The sequence below is a fragment of the Zhongshania sp. genome, assembly GCF_029212375.1.
Classification (GTDB): domain Bacteria; phylum Pseudomonadota; class Gammaproteobacteria; order Pseudomonadales; family Spongiibacteraceae; genus Spongiibacter.
In genome coordinates this window covers 153,161-170,099 of the sequence record NZ_JARGNU010000007.1, presented here as the reverse complement: position 1 = coordinate 170,099, position 16,939 = coordinate 153,161, and the positions used below count along the sequence as shown (strand labels likewise).

The window sequence follows — 16,939 nt, the reverse complement described above, 5'->3', positions numbered from 1 at the left end:
GTAACTACCCGGGTGTCGAGACCGGCGATATCAGCGGTATGCTGAGTAACATCAGATTCTGTGGTGGTCAGCCGACCATCTAAGCCAGCAATGTCCGTGGTGTGCTGCGCGATACCGGACTCATTGCCAGTCACTCGTGTATCGAGACTTGTAACGCTGCCTTCCGTTGTCGTCACACGGGTGTCGATACCGCTGATATCGGCTGTATTCTGAGCAATCGTGGTCTCGGCCGAAACCACACGGCCGTCCAGTGCCGACAGGTCGCTGCTGTTCTGCGCCACGCTCTGGTTGGTGGTAAATAACTGCCCACCGTTAACTGCATCGCTGCTGCTCGCGGCGACCGCGGCATCGGCCAGATTAGTAATGCGGGTCGCGCCGCTGTCACCCTGCAAGGTGACGGTGTCGCGGCTGATGTCATCGTAAGCCACGCCCAAAGGACTGCCGGTGCTGGCCAGCACTTCTAAGGCTTCTACTGCGCCACCAACATCATTGTAATCAGTGCCCGCCACGTTATAGGTCGGCGCAAAAATACTGCCGTCTGGGTTTACAGCGGCGCCGCCACCTAAGCTCTGAGCTAGACCACTGATGCCGCTTGTGTGCTGACCCACTACGGTCTGCAGGGCGCCGACGTTAGTTTCAACGCCGGTGACACGGCCATCTAGGATTGTGATGCTGCCTTCAGCCGTGCCTACACGCGTGTCGAGGCCGGCAATATCCGCTGTGTGCTGCGAGATACCGGATTCAGTCGTGGTCACCCGCGTATCGAGACCCGTGATATCAGCGGTGTGCTGAGTGATATCAGATTCTGCAGTGACCATGCGACCATCCAGACCAGCGATGTCGGTGGTGTGCTGGCCGACCGTAGTCTGTAGTCCACCCACATCTGTCTGCAAACCCCCAATATCAGTCTCGGCGCCGGTAACTCGGCCATCAATAGTAGTGATGTCTCCCTCAGCGGTGCCTATACGGGTGTCGAGGTCCGCAATGTCCGTGGAGTGCTGGCTTATATCTGATTCTGCAGTGACTAGACGGCCATCAATACCGCTGACATCTGTTTCCGTGGTTGTAAGACGAGTATCCAAACCAGAGATATCCGTAGTGTGCTGGGTGAGACCAGACTCGGCCGTGGTCACACGGGTATCGAGACCCGCAATCTCTGTCGTATGCTGGCCGACCGTAGTTTGCAAACCCCCAATATCAGTCTCGGCGCCGGTAACTCGGCCATCAATAGTAGTGATATCGCCCTCAGCCGTGCCTATACGGGTATCGAGGCTTGCAATGTCTGTGGTGTGTTGGCTTATATCTGATTCTGCGGTGACCAGACGACCGTCCAATCCAGATATATCGGTGGTGTGCTGCGCAATATCGGACTCAGTGCTAGCTACCCTTGAGTCCAAGCCGCTAATATCGCCTTCCGCCGAACCTAGCCGCGTGTCCAGACCCGCGATATCCCCAGTGTTCTGCGCCACGTTCTGGTTGGTGGTGAACAGTTGCCCGCCGTTGACGGCGTCGCTGCTGCTCGCGGCGACCGCGCCGTCGGCCAGATTAGTAATGCGGGTCGCGCCGCTGTCACCCTGCAAGGTGACGGTGTCGCGGCTGATGTCATCGTAAGCCACGCCCAAAGGACTGCCGGTGCTGGCCAGCGCTTCCAAGGCCTCCACCGCACCGCCAACATTACTATAGTCAGTACCAGCAACATTGTAAGTTGGCCCGGTGAAGCTGCCATCTGGATTTACCACCGCGCCGCCGCCGAGCGCACTGCTCAGCACCAAGCTCTGGTCGCGCAGCTGGCTGCCATTAACGGCATCGGTGCTGCCAAGTGCCAATGAGCCAGCGCCCACATTCATTATTCTACGTTCATTGCCAGCGGCGCCGACCGAGACGGTATTCGCCACGTCAGCCACCGAATTACTGCCCAGTGCAACACTGCCCACCGCAGTAGCTGTTGAATCACTACCAAGCGCGACCGTCTCCGCCGCCAGGGCTCGTGCAACCTGACCGAAGGCGGCACTTTGGTAACCCTCAGCGTTGGCGTATCGGCCCACCGCCACGCTGTTGACACCAGTCACGCTCACATTCGCGCCGATTCCCACCGCATTGCTGGCGCCGATACTCACGTTAGAGCCCAAGCCCACCGAACTCGTGAAGTTTTCGTCCACCACCACGTTGCGACCGATGGCGATGCTATTGGTGGCACCGGCTCCCACGCGGGTGGCGGAGGAGGCAATGTCCGCACCGCCGATCGCCAGCGAGTTGAGTCCAGCAGCCGAACTCAAGTTGCCGATGGCCACGCCACGCTCGCCACTGGCTACCGTGTTGGACCCCAAAGCGATGGCATTGACCCCGGTCGCATCGATCGACGCATTGCGGCCGATGGCGATACCGTTGGTGGCGCCCACCGCGACTTGCGTGCCGGCTTCGCCATCCGCCGAGTTGCCAAAGGTCAATGAATAGTCCGCAGCGGCCGTACTGAAAGTGCCGAATGCGCTGCTAGCAATCCCTGAACTGGTGTTGTTGTAACCAACAGCGCTGCTGGCTCGACCGGAGGTCTGGTTTCCCACACCCACCGCGGTGGTCAATTCAGCGTCTGCTGTATTGCTGTAGCCGAAAGCGATGCTGCGAGCGCCGTTCGCGGTCACACTGTTGTAGAGGCCGACAGCGGCGCCGCGATCATCCTGGACCGAATTTTCATACCCCACTGCAGCGCTGTAGCGGGTTGCTGCGGTGTTCTTAAATCCCAATGCGAGAGCCCCTTCTCCAGCTGCCGTGCTGTTATTTCCGAAGACCGAACTGCCGACACCCGTTGCCTGAGTGCTGCGCCCGACCGCGGTCGCATCCGCAGCGGCGGCGGTGGAACTTGATCCCATCGCAATGGCGTTAATGCCGGCGGCGGCAACGCTGGCATTGCGACCAATTGCGATGCCGCTGGTGGCGCCAACCGCCACACGGGCGCCACCGGCAGGATCGTCATTACCAATCGCCAACGAATACTGCGCAGCCGCCTTGCTATTCGAACCAATTGCGGTGCTGGTATCGCCGCTGGCGGTGTTACCGAAGCCCAAGGCGTTGCTGTAGGAGCTGGTCACTGTATTGCTGCGACCTAAGGCGCTGGAGCTAGTCTGTGACACCATATTGTTGCTGCCGACGGCACTGCTATTCGCGCCGCTGGCAGTATTACCTTGTCCGCAGGCAAGCGACCCCGCGCCACTGCCGGCCGCACAGAGACCAACATTGGCGCCGATCGCCGCATTGAGTTGGGTCAGGTTCACCGCGTCGGTGCCCGCGCTGCCGGCGGCAACGTTGACGATGCGTCGCTCGCTGCCCGCTGCGCCGACTGAAATCGTATTGGCCACGTCAGCGACCGAATCGCTGCCCAGCGCGACGCTGTTCGCTGCGCTCGCCGAGGCACTGGTGCCGAAGGCGATGGCATTCACGCCCGCCGCCGCCACGGCGGCATTGCGGCCCACGGCGATGCCGCTGGTGGCACCTGCATCTACGTGCGTGCCGGCGGCGGTGTCCGAGTTACCGATGGCGAGCGAGTAATCGGCACCAGAGTTACTGAGGTTGCCCAAGGCCATGCTGATATTGCCTGATGCCGTACTGGCCACGCCGAACACGCTGCTGGCGGCGCCCGATGCCGTATTGGCACGGCCAACCGCCGTGCTGCTGCTTCCGGTCACCATATTCTCCGTGCCGATGGCGGAGCTGAACTCATTCAGGACGCTGTTGCTGTGGCCAACCGCCGTGCTGACCAGCGCTGATGCCGTGTTGCTCGAGCCGAATGCATTACTGCTGACACCGCTCGCCGTATTGCCATGGCCGACTGCACTGGCTTGCTCAGCGCTCGCCGTGTTGAAGCCGCCCAGCGCGCTGCTTTCCAATCCTTCGGCCAGGTTGCTGTAACCCACCGCGCTGCTATCGGTTCCGATTGCTGCACTGAAAGAACCGACCGCGCTGCTCCGATCGCCGAAGGCGGTGGTGAATGCACCGAGAGCCTCGCTGTAATTTCCGCTCGCCGCGCTGCCTGTTCCCAGCGCGATTGCGCCGAGTGCTGATGCCTGTGTATTGCTGCCGATCGCGATGCCATCCACGCCAGCAGCCGCCACAGCCGCGTTGGTGCCCACGGCAATGCCGTAACTCGCGCCAGCCTCGACACGCGTGCCGGTGGCTGCATCCCCAGAATTTCCGATGGCCACCGAGGAGTCAGCCGCCGAGGAACTGAATGCGCCCATGGCCAGGCTAAATCCACCTGACGCCGCACTGCTAAAGCCGAACACGCCGCTTGCCGCACCTGAAGCCGTGCTTCTGTTGCCAACCGCAGTGGCACCGCCGGCGGACACCGTATTTTGCGAACCGATGGCAGTGGCGGAGCCGCTCCCAATCGGCAGCGAAACGTTATTGCCGTAGCCAACAGCGGTGCTGTACAGCCCGTCCACCACGTTATTGAAGCCAAACGCGTTGCTTTCTCTCTTGTTTGCCGTGTTGCCGTGACCAACCGCCGAGGAGCTGATGCCACTCGCGGTATTGCCAAAGCCGACAGCGCTGGCTTGGGTAGCCGAAGCGCCCGTCGTATTGCTGGCGCCGAGTGCGCTACTAAACTCGGCGTTGGCCGTATTGTTGGCCCCGAGCGCGTTACTGCGCTCGGCGTTCGCCACGTTGGATACACCCATTGCGTTGCTGGCCTCGCCCGCTGCGGTGTTGTAGGCGCCGACCGCACTGCTGTAGTTACCGCCAGTTGTGTTGTGGTCACCCAACGCGTTGCTTTCCAGACTGTTGGCTTGGTTGGCGTAGCCGAGAGCACTGCTGCTTGCGCCGCTGGCAGTATTACCTTGTCCGCAGGCAAGCGACCCCGCGCCACTGCCGGCCGCACAGAGACCAACATTGGCGCCGATCGCCGCATTGAGTTGGGTCAGGTTCACCGCGTCGGTGCCGTCGGTGCCAGCTGCGACATTGACGATGCGGCGCTGCGCGGTGGTGCTACCTACTGATACCGTGTTGGCAACATCTGCCACCGAACCTTGACCAATCGCGGTGCTGCTGGCTGCGGTGGCGCTAGCGCCATGACCGAGAGCTAAACTAGAAACCCCCGTCGCGGCGGCGGCTCTGCCAACGGCCGTGCTGGCCGCTGCCGAAGCTGCAGCACTAGAGCCAAGCGCCGTAGCATTGGCGGCGTTGTTCGCCACCGCGGCATTTGCACCAAGGGCGACACCATTCGTTGCACCGCTGCCGACACGTGCTGCGGTGACTGCGGTCTCCGCGCCACCGATGGCCAGCGAATCCTGACCCGCCGCCGTGCTGAACACGCCAATAGCCATACCGCGCAAGCCGCTAGCTGCCGCATTGGTACCTAAGGCCATGGCATCGATGCCCGCGGTCGCAACGCTCGCATTGCGGCCGATAGCGATACCATTGGTAGCCTCTAAAGCGACACGTGCCCCGGTAGCTGAGCTGTTAGAACTGCCAATGGCCAGCGAATCTTGGGCTGCCGCCGTGCTGTTAACGCCGACTGCGGTACCGCGCAGGCCGCTGGCAATGTTACCGGACCCGATGGCATTGCTGTTGTTGGCGGTCGCTTGGTTGCTGCGACCCACTGCCGTGGCGCTGGTCGATATCGCCTGATTGTTGCTGCCAAGCGCCGCACTGGTCGGCCCAGAAGCTGTATTGCCTTGTCCGCAGGCCAGTGAGCCAGCGCCGCTGCCGGCCTCGCAGATATCAACATCGGCCGCGATCGCCGCATTAAGTTGGGTGAGGTTCACCGCATCCGTGCCGGCAGTGCCCGCCGCCACATTGACGATGCGGCGCTGATTGGTGGATGAGCCTACAGAGATTGTGTTGGCGCTATTCGCCACCGAACCTTGACCGAGTGCGACGCTATTCGCGGCAGTGGCACTGGCGCTGGAACCGAAGGCAATGCTGTCGACGCCCGCTGCCGCGACGCTGGCATTGCGGCCTAGGGCGATGCCATTGGTGGCTCCCAAGGCAACGCGTGCACCACTGGCCGAGGTGTCGGAGGTGCCAATGGCCAGCGAGAAGTCAGCGCCTGCCGTGCTCTGCGCACCCACCGCGGTACCGCGCAAGCCGCTCGCCGTATTGCCAACGCCCACCGCCGTGCTGAACTGCCCCGAGGCAACATTGCTGCGGCCCAGCGCGCTGCTGCCGGTGTTGGTCGCCTGGTTGTTGCTGCCGACTGCCGCGCTGCTTTGGCCGTCAGCGAGGTTGCCAGAGCCCAGTGCACTGCTGTTGAAACCGCTCGCCGTACTGCCCAGACCCAAGGCCGTGGCCGATGCGGCGGTGGCCGAGGTATTGCTGCCCAAAGCGATGGAATTGACTCCGGCGGCGGCGATGGCCGCATTGCGCCCAATGGCGATGGCGTTGGTGGCGCCAACGGCAGTGCGGGCGCCGGTGGCTGTTGTTGTTGTAGCATCCGAACTACCGAAGGCCAGCGAATAGTCGCCACCGGCCGTGCTAAAACTGCCGACTGCGGCACTGGAAACGCCGCTCGCTATGTTTCCCGTTCCGAACGCGTGGCTATATTGGCCTTGTGTCTCATTGCCAACTCCGAAGGCTATGCTCAATTCACCTGGCGTCTGGTTTAGTCCGCCAAACGCTAGGCTAGCAACACCGGTTGTTTCATTACCATTTCCGAACGCACTGCTAAGCAACCCCGTTGTCGTATTTGAAGCGCCAAACGCGAGGGTCCCAGTCTGTGTTTCGTTATTAAACCCAAATGCGTAGCTGACATCGCCGATCGCCCGATTTTCGCGACCAATGGCAAGGCTGTCATTGCCGGTCGCTTCGTTTCTGAAGCCAAAGGCGCTGCTGTAGTCGCCGGCGGCCGTGTTCAAGTAGCCAAAAGCGTTGCTGTACTCGCCCGACGCGACGTTAAGGCCTCCGAACGCGCTGCTGTAATCACTCCGCGCATCGTTGGCGTAGCCAAAGCCACTGCTGCTATAGCCATCTGACAAATTGTACTGGCCAAATGCACTGCTGCTGATACCTGCCGATTCGTTGAAATCGCCGAAGGCCGCGCTAGCCACACCAATGGCTTCATTTTGCCAACCGACTGCACTGCTCCCTTCGCCCGTCGCCTCGCTCCTATAGCCAATAGAGATGCTTTCAGTAGCAGTGGCCTTGCTCAAGTAGCCGATCGCGATCGAGCGCTGTCCTGTCGCCGCCGCAGTCGTGCCGAAGGCAATGGCATCCGACTGAGTCGCCAACGAATTTGCTCCCATCGCGGTGGCGTTAATACCGGTGGCGGCAATGCTGGCATTGCGGCCGATGGCAATACCGTTAGTGGCACCGGCTTCCACGCGGGCACCGGTAGCAGCATTGTCAGAGTTACCAAGCGTCAGCGAAAAATCCGCGCCAGCGGTGCTGTTGGCACCCAGCGCAGTGCTGTAGTTGCCGGCCGCCGTATTTTGGTAGCCAAAGGCGCTACTGGCCTGGCCGTCGGTTATGTTGATTCGACCCACGGCAGTACTGAAGGGCCCAGCAGCCTGGTTGTAGTTGCCTATGGACGAGCTCGATTCTCCATCGGCAATGTTCCCAAAGCCCATTGCGCTGCTTGCCTCACCCAAAGCCCTGTTGCTGTTACCGATTGCAACGCTGTAGTCGCCACTGGCGATTGTATAGTGTCCGAAAGCGTTCGAGCTAAATCCTGTGGCCGCGCTCGTGAACCCGACCGCGATCGAATGCAGCCCCGCCGACGACGAATTTGTTCCGATCGCGATGGCGTCAATACCGCTGGCGGCAACGCTGGCATTGCGGCCAATCGCGATGCCACTGGTGGCGCCAGCCGCCACACGGGCGCCACCGACGGGTTCGTCATTGCCGATAGCCAGCGAGAACTGCGCAGCCGCCGTGCTATTCACTCCGATCGCGGTGCTGCTCGCGCCGCTGGCAGTGTTACCGATGCCCAGCGCGTTGCTGAAGGTGCTGGTCACCGAATTGTTGCGACCGAAGGCGTTGGAACTAGTCCCCGACACCGTGTTGATGGTGCCGACAGCGCTGCTATTTGCACCGCTGGCGGTGTTGCTGTAGCCGCAGGCCAGCGAGGTCGTGCCACTGCCATTGCTGCCGCCGATAATGTTGCCGTCTAGAAGGCATTCTTCGGCCAACGCCGACGGGACAAAACTCATTAGCGGCAACGCCGCTGTCATGACTAAAGGCCAAACCGCCAGCGACGCCGCGCCGACCTGCCTTTTACCTTTGACCGAGGCGCTGCCAGTACTTGGGCTGGGCGCCAGTTCAGATACGACTACGGCGCGGCGTAAGCGGCAGCTCCGCACAAGCTTGGCTATAGGTTTCATTGCAGCTTCCTTCGCTTCATTGCATGGTCGCAATAATCGACTTCTTGAGCCTGCGGCGGTATCGGTGAGTAGAACTACGACTTTAGTATGAGTGCTGGCTTGGACTTACTTAGTGAAGGCTAATTCTGAGAGGCTTGGATGGCCTTATACGACGGGGCCGGTCTTAGGCAGGCAATTGTGTGATGTTTACATTTTCAAAAAGCGGTGAAATGGCGAAGGGGCTTTGCTACTACGCCGTCGAGAGCATTTGTACTTGGATACGAAATTTACGGGTAGCAAGCGGCAGCCCTATTCTTGGCAAAATGACGCCTTAGCTTCGCTGAGTAAAGCGGCCGCCGCTTTGTTAATAGAGCCTAGCTGCTTTTTTTGAGTCACTCCGCTTTAGCAGAGCGACTCCGATCTATTTGTTATTATTTTTGAAGCTTCATTCAGTGGCTAAACCCAGAACCTTAATCCTGTAGATACAGGCCAGCGGTCTGCGGCGACCAGCTAAACTCGTTCAGAACCCACGAATCACCGACTGAGTAGAACTGGAATGTCCACACCAGCGGTTGCAGCTCGTGTTGTTCCAAGTAAGTGAATCGCCAGAGTGAGTCACCCACCTTTTTATTGCTAATTTGCGTAAAGCCCACGACTTTACCGAAGCGCGCGTCAAACTCGGCATTGCGCTGCATTAATGTAGATTTCAAACCAGCATCAACCGATTCCGGTGGCAGGGTGACGTTCTTCTTGAGTTCGGCGTAGGCCTGTTCCAATTCTCCAGCCGTCACCGCGCGCATCACATTGTCGGTGAGTTTTTCCATGTCCCGACGTGATTCCATACTTTGATACGCGGCAGGTACCGTCGCACCAGCGATCAGCACCACACTGCACAGGCCGATGACCCCTAAGGCCTTAACGTAGGCCTTGGGTATTGTTGCTAACACAGCCATCAATTTCATTTTCATTTTGGATACTCTCATTTGGCCAGCGTCCGCAAGGGCGCGAAAGGGTTCGAACAACCGTTCCGCAAACAAGCCGCCTAGACAATCAACTTGTATTTATAAGAACGTGGCTACAAGAATCCGCTAAATTTAAGTGCATGAAAATCCGTGAGTGGTACTAGCACTTTAGTACGAGACTGCCAGAGAACGCGTCAGGGAGAGTGTTATCTTTCTTCTTTTGAGGGCGACCCAAATTCAGGTGGGCGGTGGCTTAGCACGCGCTGGGCAATGACGGCGGCTTGGGTGCGGCTAGCTAAATTTAGTTTACGCAGCAAGGTGCTGATATGGGTTTTCACGGTGGATTCAGCAATACTCAGATGCGCCGCAATCTGCTTGTTCAGTTGGCCATCACGAATCATTAACAGAATGCGTAATTCTTGGGGTGACAAGCGTGAAATTCGGTCTTCGATCGTGTCCTCCTGAGCTTGACCTCGTCGGCATGGTGCTACCGACAATTTCGGCCACCAAGTTTTTCCGTCTAGCACGACGCGCAGCGCCTCTTGGGTTTGCGTGGCAGAAAGCGATTTTGGAATGAAGGCCACGGCCCCGAGAACATCGGCTGCCTGAATCCAAGCGGGCTGATCCAGTGCGGAGATAACCGCCACACGCAAGCTCGGGCGGTTATCACGCAAATAACTTAACGCCGCCAAGCCTTCGACATCTGGCAACATTAGATCTAGCAATACCAAGCTGGCGTCGGGAAAGCGCTCAATAGCCCCGCGTAATTCAGCGAAGTCAGTGGCTTCGACAATCTGCGCTGTTGGCGCGATATTTTGCACACCCAGCCGCAACGCCACGCCAAATAGGGGGTGATCATCGGCAATGATGACGGTGAAACTTGGCTTATCCATGCACTGTATTTTCCGGTGAAATCGCGTCTATTTAGCACATTATTATAATGCGCGTGGAGAATGAGGCAATGACAGGCATAAAGCACGGTATTGCGCACAGGCCGCGTCAAACGCTGATTGATTGGCCGTTATTTTCTCTAGCGTATCCAAACTCGACCATTGCCCCGCAAGGTGCTCGGCGTACAGTAGTTGGCAATTAGCCTTTAGCGTTGCAACTCCGCGCTGAATATTGTCATTGCCTTCTGCGCTTACCGCCTGCTGCAGTGCCACCAAAGTGGGTTCTGCTTCCTCGGCGATAACATCAAGCACATCGCGAGCACCTTGTTCACCGAAGTCGTTTAGCATCTTGGCTAGGCATTCAGCGCTCAAGGTCGCGGTATTGCTTGCAAGCACAGGCGTGGTGAATCGCGCGCTAGCAACCTCACGCAAGGCTTGTTCAAGTTCACGCCGACGAAAGGGCTTGGCTAGATGCTTATTCATGCCTGCATCGAGGCACGCTTGGCGTTCGTCGTCTAGCACGCTCGCGCTCATGGCGTAAATATGGGGTTGGCTAATATCCTCCAACGCACGTATCTGGCGCGTGGCTTCTAGGCCGTCCATTTCTGGCATGTGAATATCCATCAACACTAAATCGTAGGCCTGCCAACGAATCGCATCCAGCGCCAAGGCGCCATTCTCAACAACGTCTACACCGACCCCGAGTGACGCCAGCATTCGTGTGCCAACCTGTCGGTTCATGGGCTTGTCTTCCACCAGCAAGACCCGTAGCGAGGTATAGCTCTCTGCTAATTGCGGCCCAGCACCCGCGTCAATTGAGGAACTTGGACTGTGCCCGAACAGATCAAGGAAGGCATCCAGCAGACCGCTACGACGCAAGGGTTTTAACCTGACCAGATCGAATGCCGCGGCGACCCCAGGCCCAGGGCGGGCACTGCTCAGCAACAGCAATCGCAAGCCCGCCGCACTGGGTAGTTTACGTATTTGCGCCGCAAGGCTTACGCCATCCATCTCTGGCATGAAATAGTCAAGTACCGCAAGATCAAAAACCTCGCCACGCGCAAACATTGCTAAGGCTTCTTGAGGGAAGCCAGTATCGACAATTGTCATGCCCCATTCTGCCGCCGCCCGCCGAAGAATTCGGCGATTGGTGTCGTTGTCGTCAACAATAAGCAAGCGCAGACCTTCTAGCACGCCGACATCGGGCCGCAGGCTAGGCTGCCATGCGGGATTTGTTTCCGCAGGGAAGCTGAAGGAAAAAATGGAGCCTCGACCAGGATGACTGTCTACTGCAACATCGCCGCCCATTAACTCCGCCAAGCGTTTGCAAATCGCCAAGCCCAATCCGCTGCCGCCGTAGCGCCTAGTTGTTGAAGCATCGACTTGGCTAAAGGATTTGAATAAGCGATCTAGGCGGTCGGAGGGAATACCTATTCCCGTGTCACGCACGGCGATACGAAAGTGGTGCCGATCCGCCGCTAATGCTTGTGCAGAAATTTCAACGGCGACATCTCCGCGCTCGGTGAATTTGACGGCATTGGAAAGATAATTGACCAATACTTGGCGCACTCGCCCGGCGTCGCCACGTAACATTTCGGGCGTGCCGGAGGCAAAATCGCAGGCCAGTTCCAGTTGCTTTTCTGCTGCGCGGTAGGCCACCAGCTCAATGGCTTCTTCTACGATTTGGCGCAGATCAAAAACCGCCTCGTCCAATTCCATCAATCCCGCTTCGACCTTGGTGTAGTCGAGAATTTCATTGATAACGCCAAGCAAGTGGTCGCCACTTTGACTAATGGTATCCAAACTCTGGCGTTGATCGGCATCAAGACGGGTGTCGCCGAGCAGTTCAGCGGTGCCGAGAATCGCATTGAGCGGCGTGCGAATTTCGTGGCTCATATTCGCCAAAAAATGACTCTTGGCCAGATTAGCTGATTCCGCTACCGCCCTCGCCTCGCGCAAGGCCTCAGCCTGCTGCGCCAACAAGCCAGCCTGCGACTGCCACTGTGCACTGGCACGCGACACCAGATAAATCACCAAACTAGATAAAAAACCACCCAATACCAGCAGCCAGGGCAGCATGCGTTCTGACAAGCTGGCAAAGTCTGGGCCAGCAACAAAGCGGGCGGCCCAAGGGCGGCCCGGCATATTTAGAACGACGTCCGTCACAAAATGGGCATTCGTAGGCACCACCAGTGGCCTTGGTCCGCCGTCGGCCGTCACCCCGGCGGACGAGTACAACAGGGCGTTATGTTCCACCTCGTCGCCATCGTACACCGCCATGCTTAACTCGCCGCCATCATCAGCGAGCAAGCCGTGCATAAAGGTTTCGGCATGAAACGTGGCGTTGATCCAACCGAGTAGCCGGCCGTCTCGGTAAACCGGCTGAAAGACGATGAACCCAACTTGAGTGCTACTCCGCAGTAATATACGCAAACTCGGACTCAGCACAGCATCGTCTGTGGCAACCGCCGCTTCCAACGCGCGACGACGAGCGGCATCACGCATTAAATCGATACCGAGCGCCCGTGCAGAATTGTGGGTCAGCGGCTCGACGTAGAGCACCGGCGCGTGCACCGAGGTTTCGACGGGGTTGATCGGTGGCGGTGGATCACGGAGGTTGAATTCACGCATTACCGATGGATCAGTGAGTGTTGATGGCAAGGGCTCGCTGCGTACTTTGGCAATAAATGCGGGCAGCTCCTCCTCCCCCAGCCGCGGCGCGAAAGTCATCCCATTAATGCCCGGAAAATGCTCCGGTAGGCGCAACTGCTCGACATAAATGCGCCACTCTTCGCGACTCACATCCGTTGAGCCCTCAAAAAAAGCACGGCCGCCGCGCAGCACTTGTGCATAGGCTTTCATACGTTGCTCTACACTGTTTGCAAGCCGATGTACTTCATTATCGAATCGCGCCCGCTGGCTTTTATCGATTGAACGGGCAGTTTGCAAGGCGAGTAGACAACCCACCAACATCACCATAAGACATATAACAAATGCGCTTAGCGACGGTCGGGCAGAAGAAGGCTTAATCGACATAGCGGTTTGCAGCCAGTTGCGAAATAAGCTCAACGTAAGATGTCATCATTTGGTCTGGCTCTGGGGCGGTAAAAATACCCGCGTCTTGTTCTGCGCAACGCCGCTCAATATCACTACATAAGGTAGCAAATTCATTTGCACCAAACTGCAGGGCGGCGCCGTGCAGTGCGTGCGCGACGTGCTTTAACGCCGTGTAATCCTGCGACGCCAATGCTTGCTCAAGTCTGGAATTTTGCTGCGGTAAATCAACCCTAAGCGCATTGATCATTTCAGCCAAGCCCGCCGCGCCGAACAACTCAAGCAACTCTTCAACGGCCCCTAGCTCGGCTGCAGTGCCATTAAGATTCTGCATCAGGTCGTCAAGCGCGGTTGCCAAGCTCGTTTTTTGTAAGGGTTTGCTGAGACAGAAATGCTTACTCTCGGTAACTCGCTCACCGAGGATAATGACTCGGGCGTCACCGCAATGCTGAGCGATAAGTGATTCCCAGTTTTCTACCGTATCTGCCGCATCAAGCAAAATTATGTGGAGGGGTTCCGGAAAAGTCAGCAGCCTTTCTAAGTTTGTAAAAGCCACTGCATTTGAATAACCGAGGTGTTCGATCATTCGGCTTGTCAGGGTCAATGTGACCCGGTTACTGCTGACAATTGCAATGCGTATAAGAGATACGCGAAGGTCGTGTTTACTATTCAATGCGGTACGTGAGACATAGCGTAACGTCTCTCTCCATGTACATTTAAAAGGATGACCTTAGCTGACAGAACGCTGCTGGGCATCGGAAGAATAAATGCCTTTTCCACACAAGTCGACTGGAAATTCTGTGCGTGGCTCACCCAGCAACTCGAAGTTTGTAGTAGGTTTTTCACGTCAGTTGCGCAGACACACGGCTCTTATGAAAACCGCTCGATCTTTATTATTTTCGGTTTTCCGCTAGCGGGATGATGACTTTTCGGTCACCCTTGGCTCTTCGAGCCCTGATTTACCGCGGCGAACTTTAGCGGTATTAATTAGCCGCAGCTCGTCGATGAGTTCTTGTTAGCCATGGGCGCTGGTACAATGCTCGGCCCTTCTTGCATTACCTCGGGAAAGATCATCAGCGTGAGTAAACTCAACGACAGACAACGCGAAGCGGTTCGTTATATTGACGGTCCGATACTGGTGCTAGCCGGCGCTGGCAGCGGTAAAACCAGCGTTATCACGCGCAAGATGGCTTATTTGATTGAGAAATGCGGCATGCCGGCGCGTCATATTGCGGCGGTGACCTTTACCAATAAGGCCGCCCGCGAAATGAAGGAGCGCGTCTCGCAGCTCGTTAAAGGCAAAGAGGCCCGTGGCCTCACGGTGTCGACCTTCCACAATTTGGGCATGAACATTCTGCGCGCCGAGTACAAGGCGCTGCAGTACAAATCTGGTTTCTCTATTTTTGACGGCCAAGACGCGCAAACCCTGATTCGCGATTTATTGATGCAGGATCACGGCGCCGAAAGTGACAACGCCGACCGCATTCAGCAACGTATATCCCAGTGGAAAAACGAATTCATTACCCCCGAGCAGGCGATTGCCAGCGCCGAGGGGCCGGCCGACATTCTTTGTTCCCAAGCGTATTTACGCTACCAAAGCGCTTTAAAAGCTTATAACGCGCTGGATTTTGACGATTTGATCATGCTGCCCGCGCTCTTGTTTGAGCAGCATCCCGCCATTTTAGAAAAGTGGCAGCAGAAAATTCGCTATATGCTGGTGGACGAATACCAAGACACCAATGGCTCGCAATACCATTTGGTTAAGCAGCTCGTCGGTGGCCGCGGCGGCCTAACCGTGGTGGGCGATGACGACCAATCAATCTACGCATGGCGCGGCGCCAAGCCCGAAAACCTCGCCCTGCTTAGCAAAGACTACCCACACCTTAAACTGGTCAAGCTAGAGCAGAACTACCGCTCCACCGCGCGCATCCTCAAAGCGGCTAATACCGTTATCGCCAATAACCCCCACGAGATGAATAAGGCGCTGTGGTCTGAACTGGGTTACGGCGAGCCAATTCGGGTTATTCGCTGCCGCAATGACGACGCCGAGTGCGAGCGGGTGGTGACCGAAATTCTCGATCACAAACTCCGCACCCAGGGACGTTTTGGCAATTATGCGGTGCTCTATCGGGGCAATCACCAGTCGCGCTTATTGGAACTTAAACTTCAGGTTCACCAGATTCCCTACAAACTCAGCGGCGGCACCTCGTTTTTTAGCCGCAACGAGATTAAAGACATCATGGCCTATCTGCGCCTGATCATTAATCCCGGCGACGACAACGCTTTTTTGCGCATTGTGAACGTGCCGCGCCGCAAGATTGGCACCTCAACATTAGAAAACTTGGGCCGTTACGCCACCGAGCGCGAAATTAGCATGTACGATGCCTGCGACGAGTTTGGCCTCGCCCAGCGTCTGCCCGAGGCCGCCTTGCTGCGCCTGCGGGAGTTCACCAGCTGGCTGGGTAATTTGCGCCGCAAATGCTACGAAGACGACCCCATCGATAGCATTCGCCAGCTGTGCAGCGATATCGATTACTTAGACTGGCTTATCCAAAACAGCTCATCGATAGCCATCGCTGAGCGCCGCATGGCCAACGTACACATTCTGATCAACTCCTTAGAAAAGTCGCTTAAAGATGACGAAAGCGACAATGCCATTGAGGGCGCAATAACACGCTTGGTATTGCGCGATTTAATGGAGCGTCAAGAAGACGAAAAAGAAAGCGACGATCAAGTTCAGCTCATGACCTTACACGCCGCCAAAGGTTTGGAGTTTCCCCATGTGTTTATGATCGGCTTAGAAGAGGGCATTCTGCCCCACCAAAACAGCATCGACGACGGCATGGTCGAGGAAGAGCGCCGGCTCTGCTATGTGGGTATCACCCGCGCCCAGCGCACCCTAACCATGAGCTACTGCGCCAAGCGTAAAAGTTTTGGTGAATTCACCAGCTGCGAACCCAGCCGTTTCCTTGCCGAACTTCCCCAAGAAGATTTGGAGTGGGAGGGCCGCGGCGACGCCGACCCCGTGCAAAACCAAAAGCGCGGCGGCGAGACCTTGGCCAGCCTTAGAGATATGCTGGGTTAAGGCGCGCGACACTGCCGCTGAATTAGGCGGCGGCTTCTGGCTGATGTTGATCATGTAATTTGCCAAAAAGCCCCCTCACGGTATTCGCGATCGCTTCATAACTCATACCAAGGTCTTGCGCGCTACGTTTTACGCTCAGGCCACTGGCCACCAATTCCAACACGCTCATCTCGCAATTGACTAAGGCTAACTCGTCGCGATACTGAAGGCCAAATTCGCTAATTAATCGCCGCGCCAGTTTGGCCGTCAGCCGAGGACGGCCTAAAACGACATCTTGAAGTTGTTGTATAAATAAGGCGTCGTCCTCGTCAATTTTGACATAGCCATCGGCACCAGCGCGCAACGATAACAATAACTCATCGGAATCGTCATAAAGTGTTGTCACAATACAGCGTTGCCGCGGCTGCGACCGCTTAATTCGAGTGATCAATGGCAGCACAGAATCTAAAGGAAGTGTACATATATCAACCACAAACAAATCCGGTGTCCACGCTGTGAGCAATGCGTTCGCCGCCGCAACGCTGGCTACCGCCCGCACCTCGGCAACACCGTAAACTAACTCCAGTTGCTTGCTCAACCAGCTACACAGCTCTGAATCAGACTCAATAGCTAAGACACTCAAACATCCTTGTTTTGAATTTCCCACGTCAATCTCCTAAG

7 protein-coding genes are annotated in these 16,939 nt (G+C 57.2%); 1 reads left to right on the top strand and 6 read right to left on the bottom strand.

Features of this window, described 5'->3' with window-relative positions:
* The 5 genes from P1U47_RS09620 to P1U47_RS09600 all read right to left on the bottom strand — a co-directional run.
* The coding region (locus P1U47_RS09620; RefSeq protein ID WP_301028586.1) for a hypothetical protein at nt 1-8,309 on the bottom strand (8,309 nt) is incomplete at its 3' end.
* 449 nt (nt 8,310-8,758) lie between these two features.
* Complete coding sequence (locus P1U47_RS09615; RefSeq protein ID WP_301028585.1) at nt 8,759-9,256, bottom strand: hypothetical protein; 498 nt, start codon at nt 9,254-9,256, stop codon at nt 8,759-8,761.
* Nucleotides 9,257-9,456: 200 nt separating this feature from the next.
* Nucleotides 9,457-10,143, bottom strand: coding sequence for a response regulator transcription factor (locus P1U47_RS09610; RefSeq protein ID WP_301028584.1), 687 nt, complete (start codon nt 10,141-10,143; stop codon nt 9,457-9,459).
* A 42-nt stretch (nt 10,144-10,185) separates the two neighbouring features.
* Nucleotides 10,186-13,176 (bottom strand): response regulator, encoded by a 2,991-nt coding sequence (locus P1U47_RS09605; RefSeq protein ID WP_301028582.1) that lies wholly within the window; start codon nt 13,174-13,176, stop codon nt 10,186-10,188.
* Entirely contained in the window at nt 13,166-13,780 is a 615-nt protein-coding gene (locus tag P1U47_RS09600; RefSeq protein ID WP_301028581.1) for an Hpt domain-containing protein, read from the bottom strand. The genes P1U47_RS09605 and P1U47_RS09600 overlap by 11 nt, the downstream gene beginning before the upstream one ends.
* A 492-nt stretch (nt 13,781-14,272) precedes the next feature.
* Between P1U47_RS09600 and rep the strand changes: the two genes are divergently transcribed.
* Entirely contained in the window at nt 14,273-16,279 is a 2,007-nt protein-coding gene (gene rep, locus P1U47_RS09595) for a DNA helicase Rep (protein ID WP_301028580.1), read from the top strand.
* A gap of 22 nt (nt 16,280-16,301) precedes the next feature.
* Here rep and P1U47_RS09590 read toward each other — a convergent pair whose 3' ends face one another.
* A complete protein-coding gene (locus tag P1U47_RS09590; RefSeq protein WP_301028579.1) occupies nt 16,302-16,925 on the bottom strand; it encodes a response regulator in 624 nt (207 codons plus the stop codon).
* Between the last annotated feature and the right edge of the window lie 14 nt (nt 16,926-16,939).

Excerpts from the sequence above, each read along its gene's own strand:
- P1U47_RS09615 (WP_301028585.1), bottom strand. The coding sequence starts at position 9,256 with ATGAAAATGAAATTGATGGCTGTGTTAGCAACAATACCCAAGGCCTAC.
- P1U47_RS09610 (WP_301028584.1), bottom strand. The coding sequence starts at position 10,143 with ATGGATAAGCCAAGTTTCACCGTCATCATTGCCGATGATCACCCCCTA.
- P1U47_RS09605 (WP_301028582.1), bottom strand. The coding sequence starts at position 13,176 with ATGTCGATTAAGCCTTCTTCTGCCCGACCGTCGCTAAGCGCATTTGTT.
- P1U47_RS09600 (WP_301028581.1), bottom strand. The coding sequence starts at position 13,780 with ATGATCGAACACCTCGGTTATTCAAATGCAGTGGCTTTTACAAACTTA.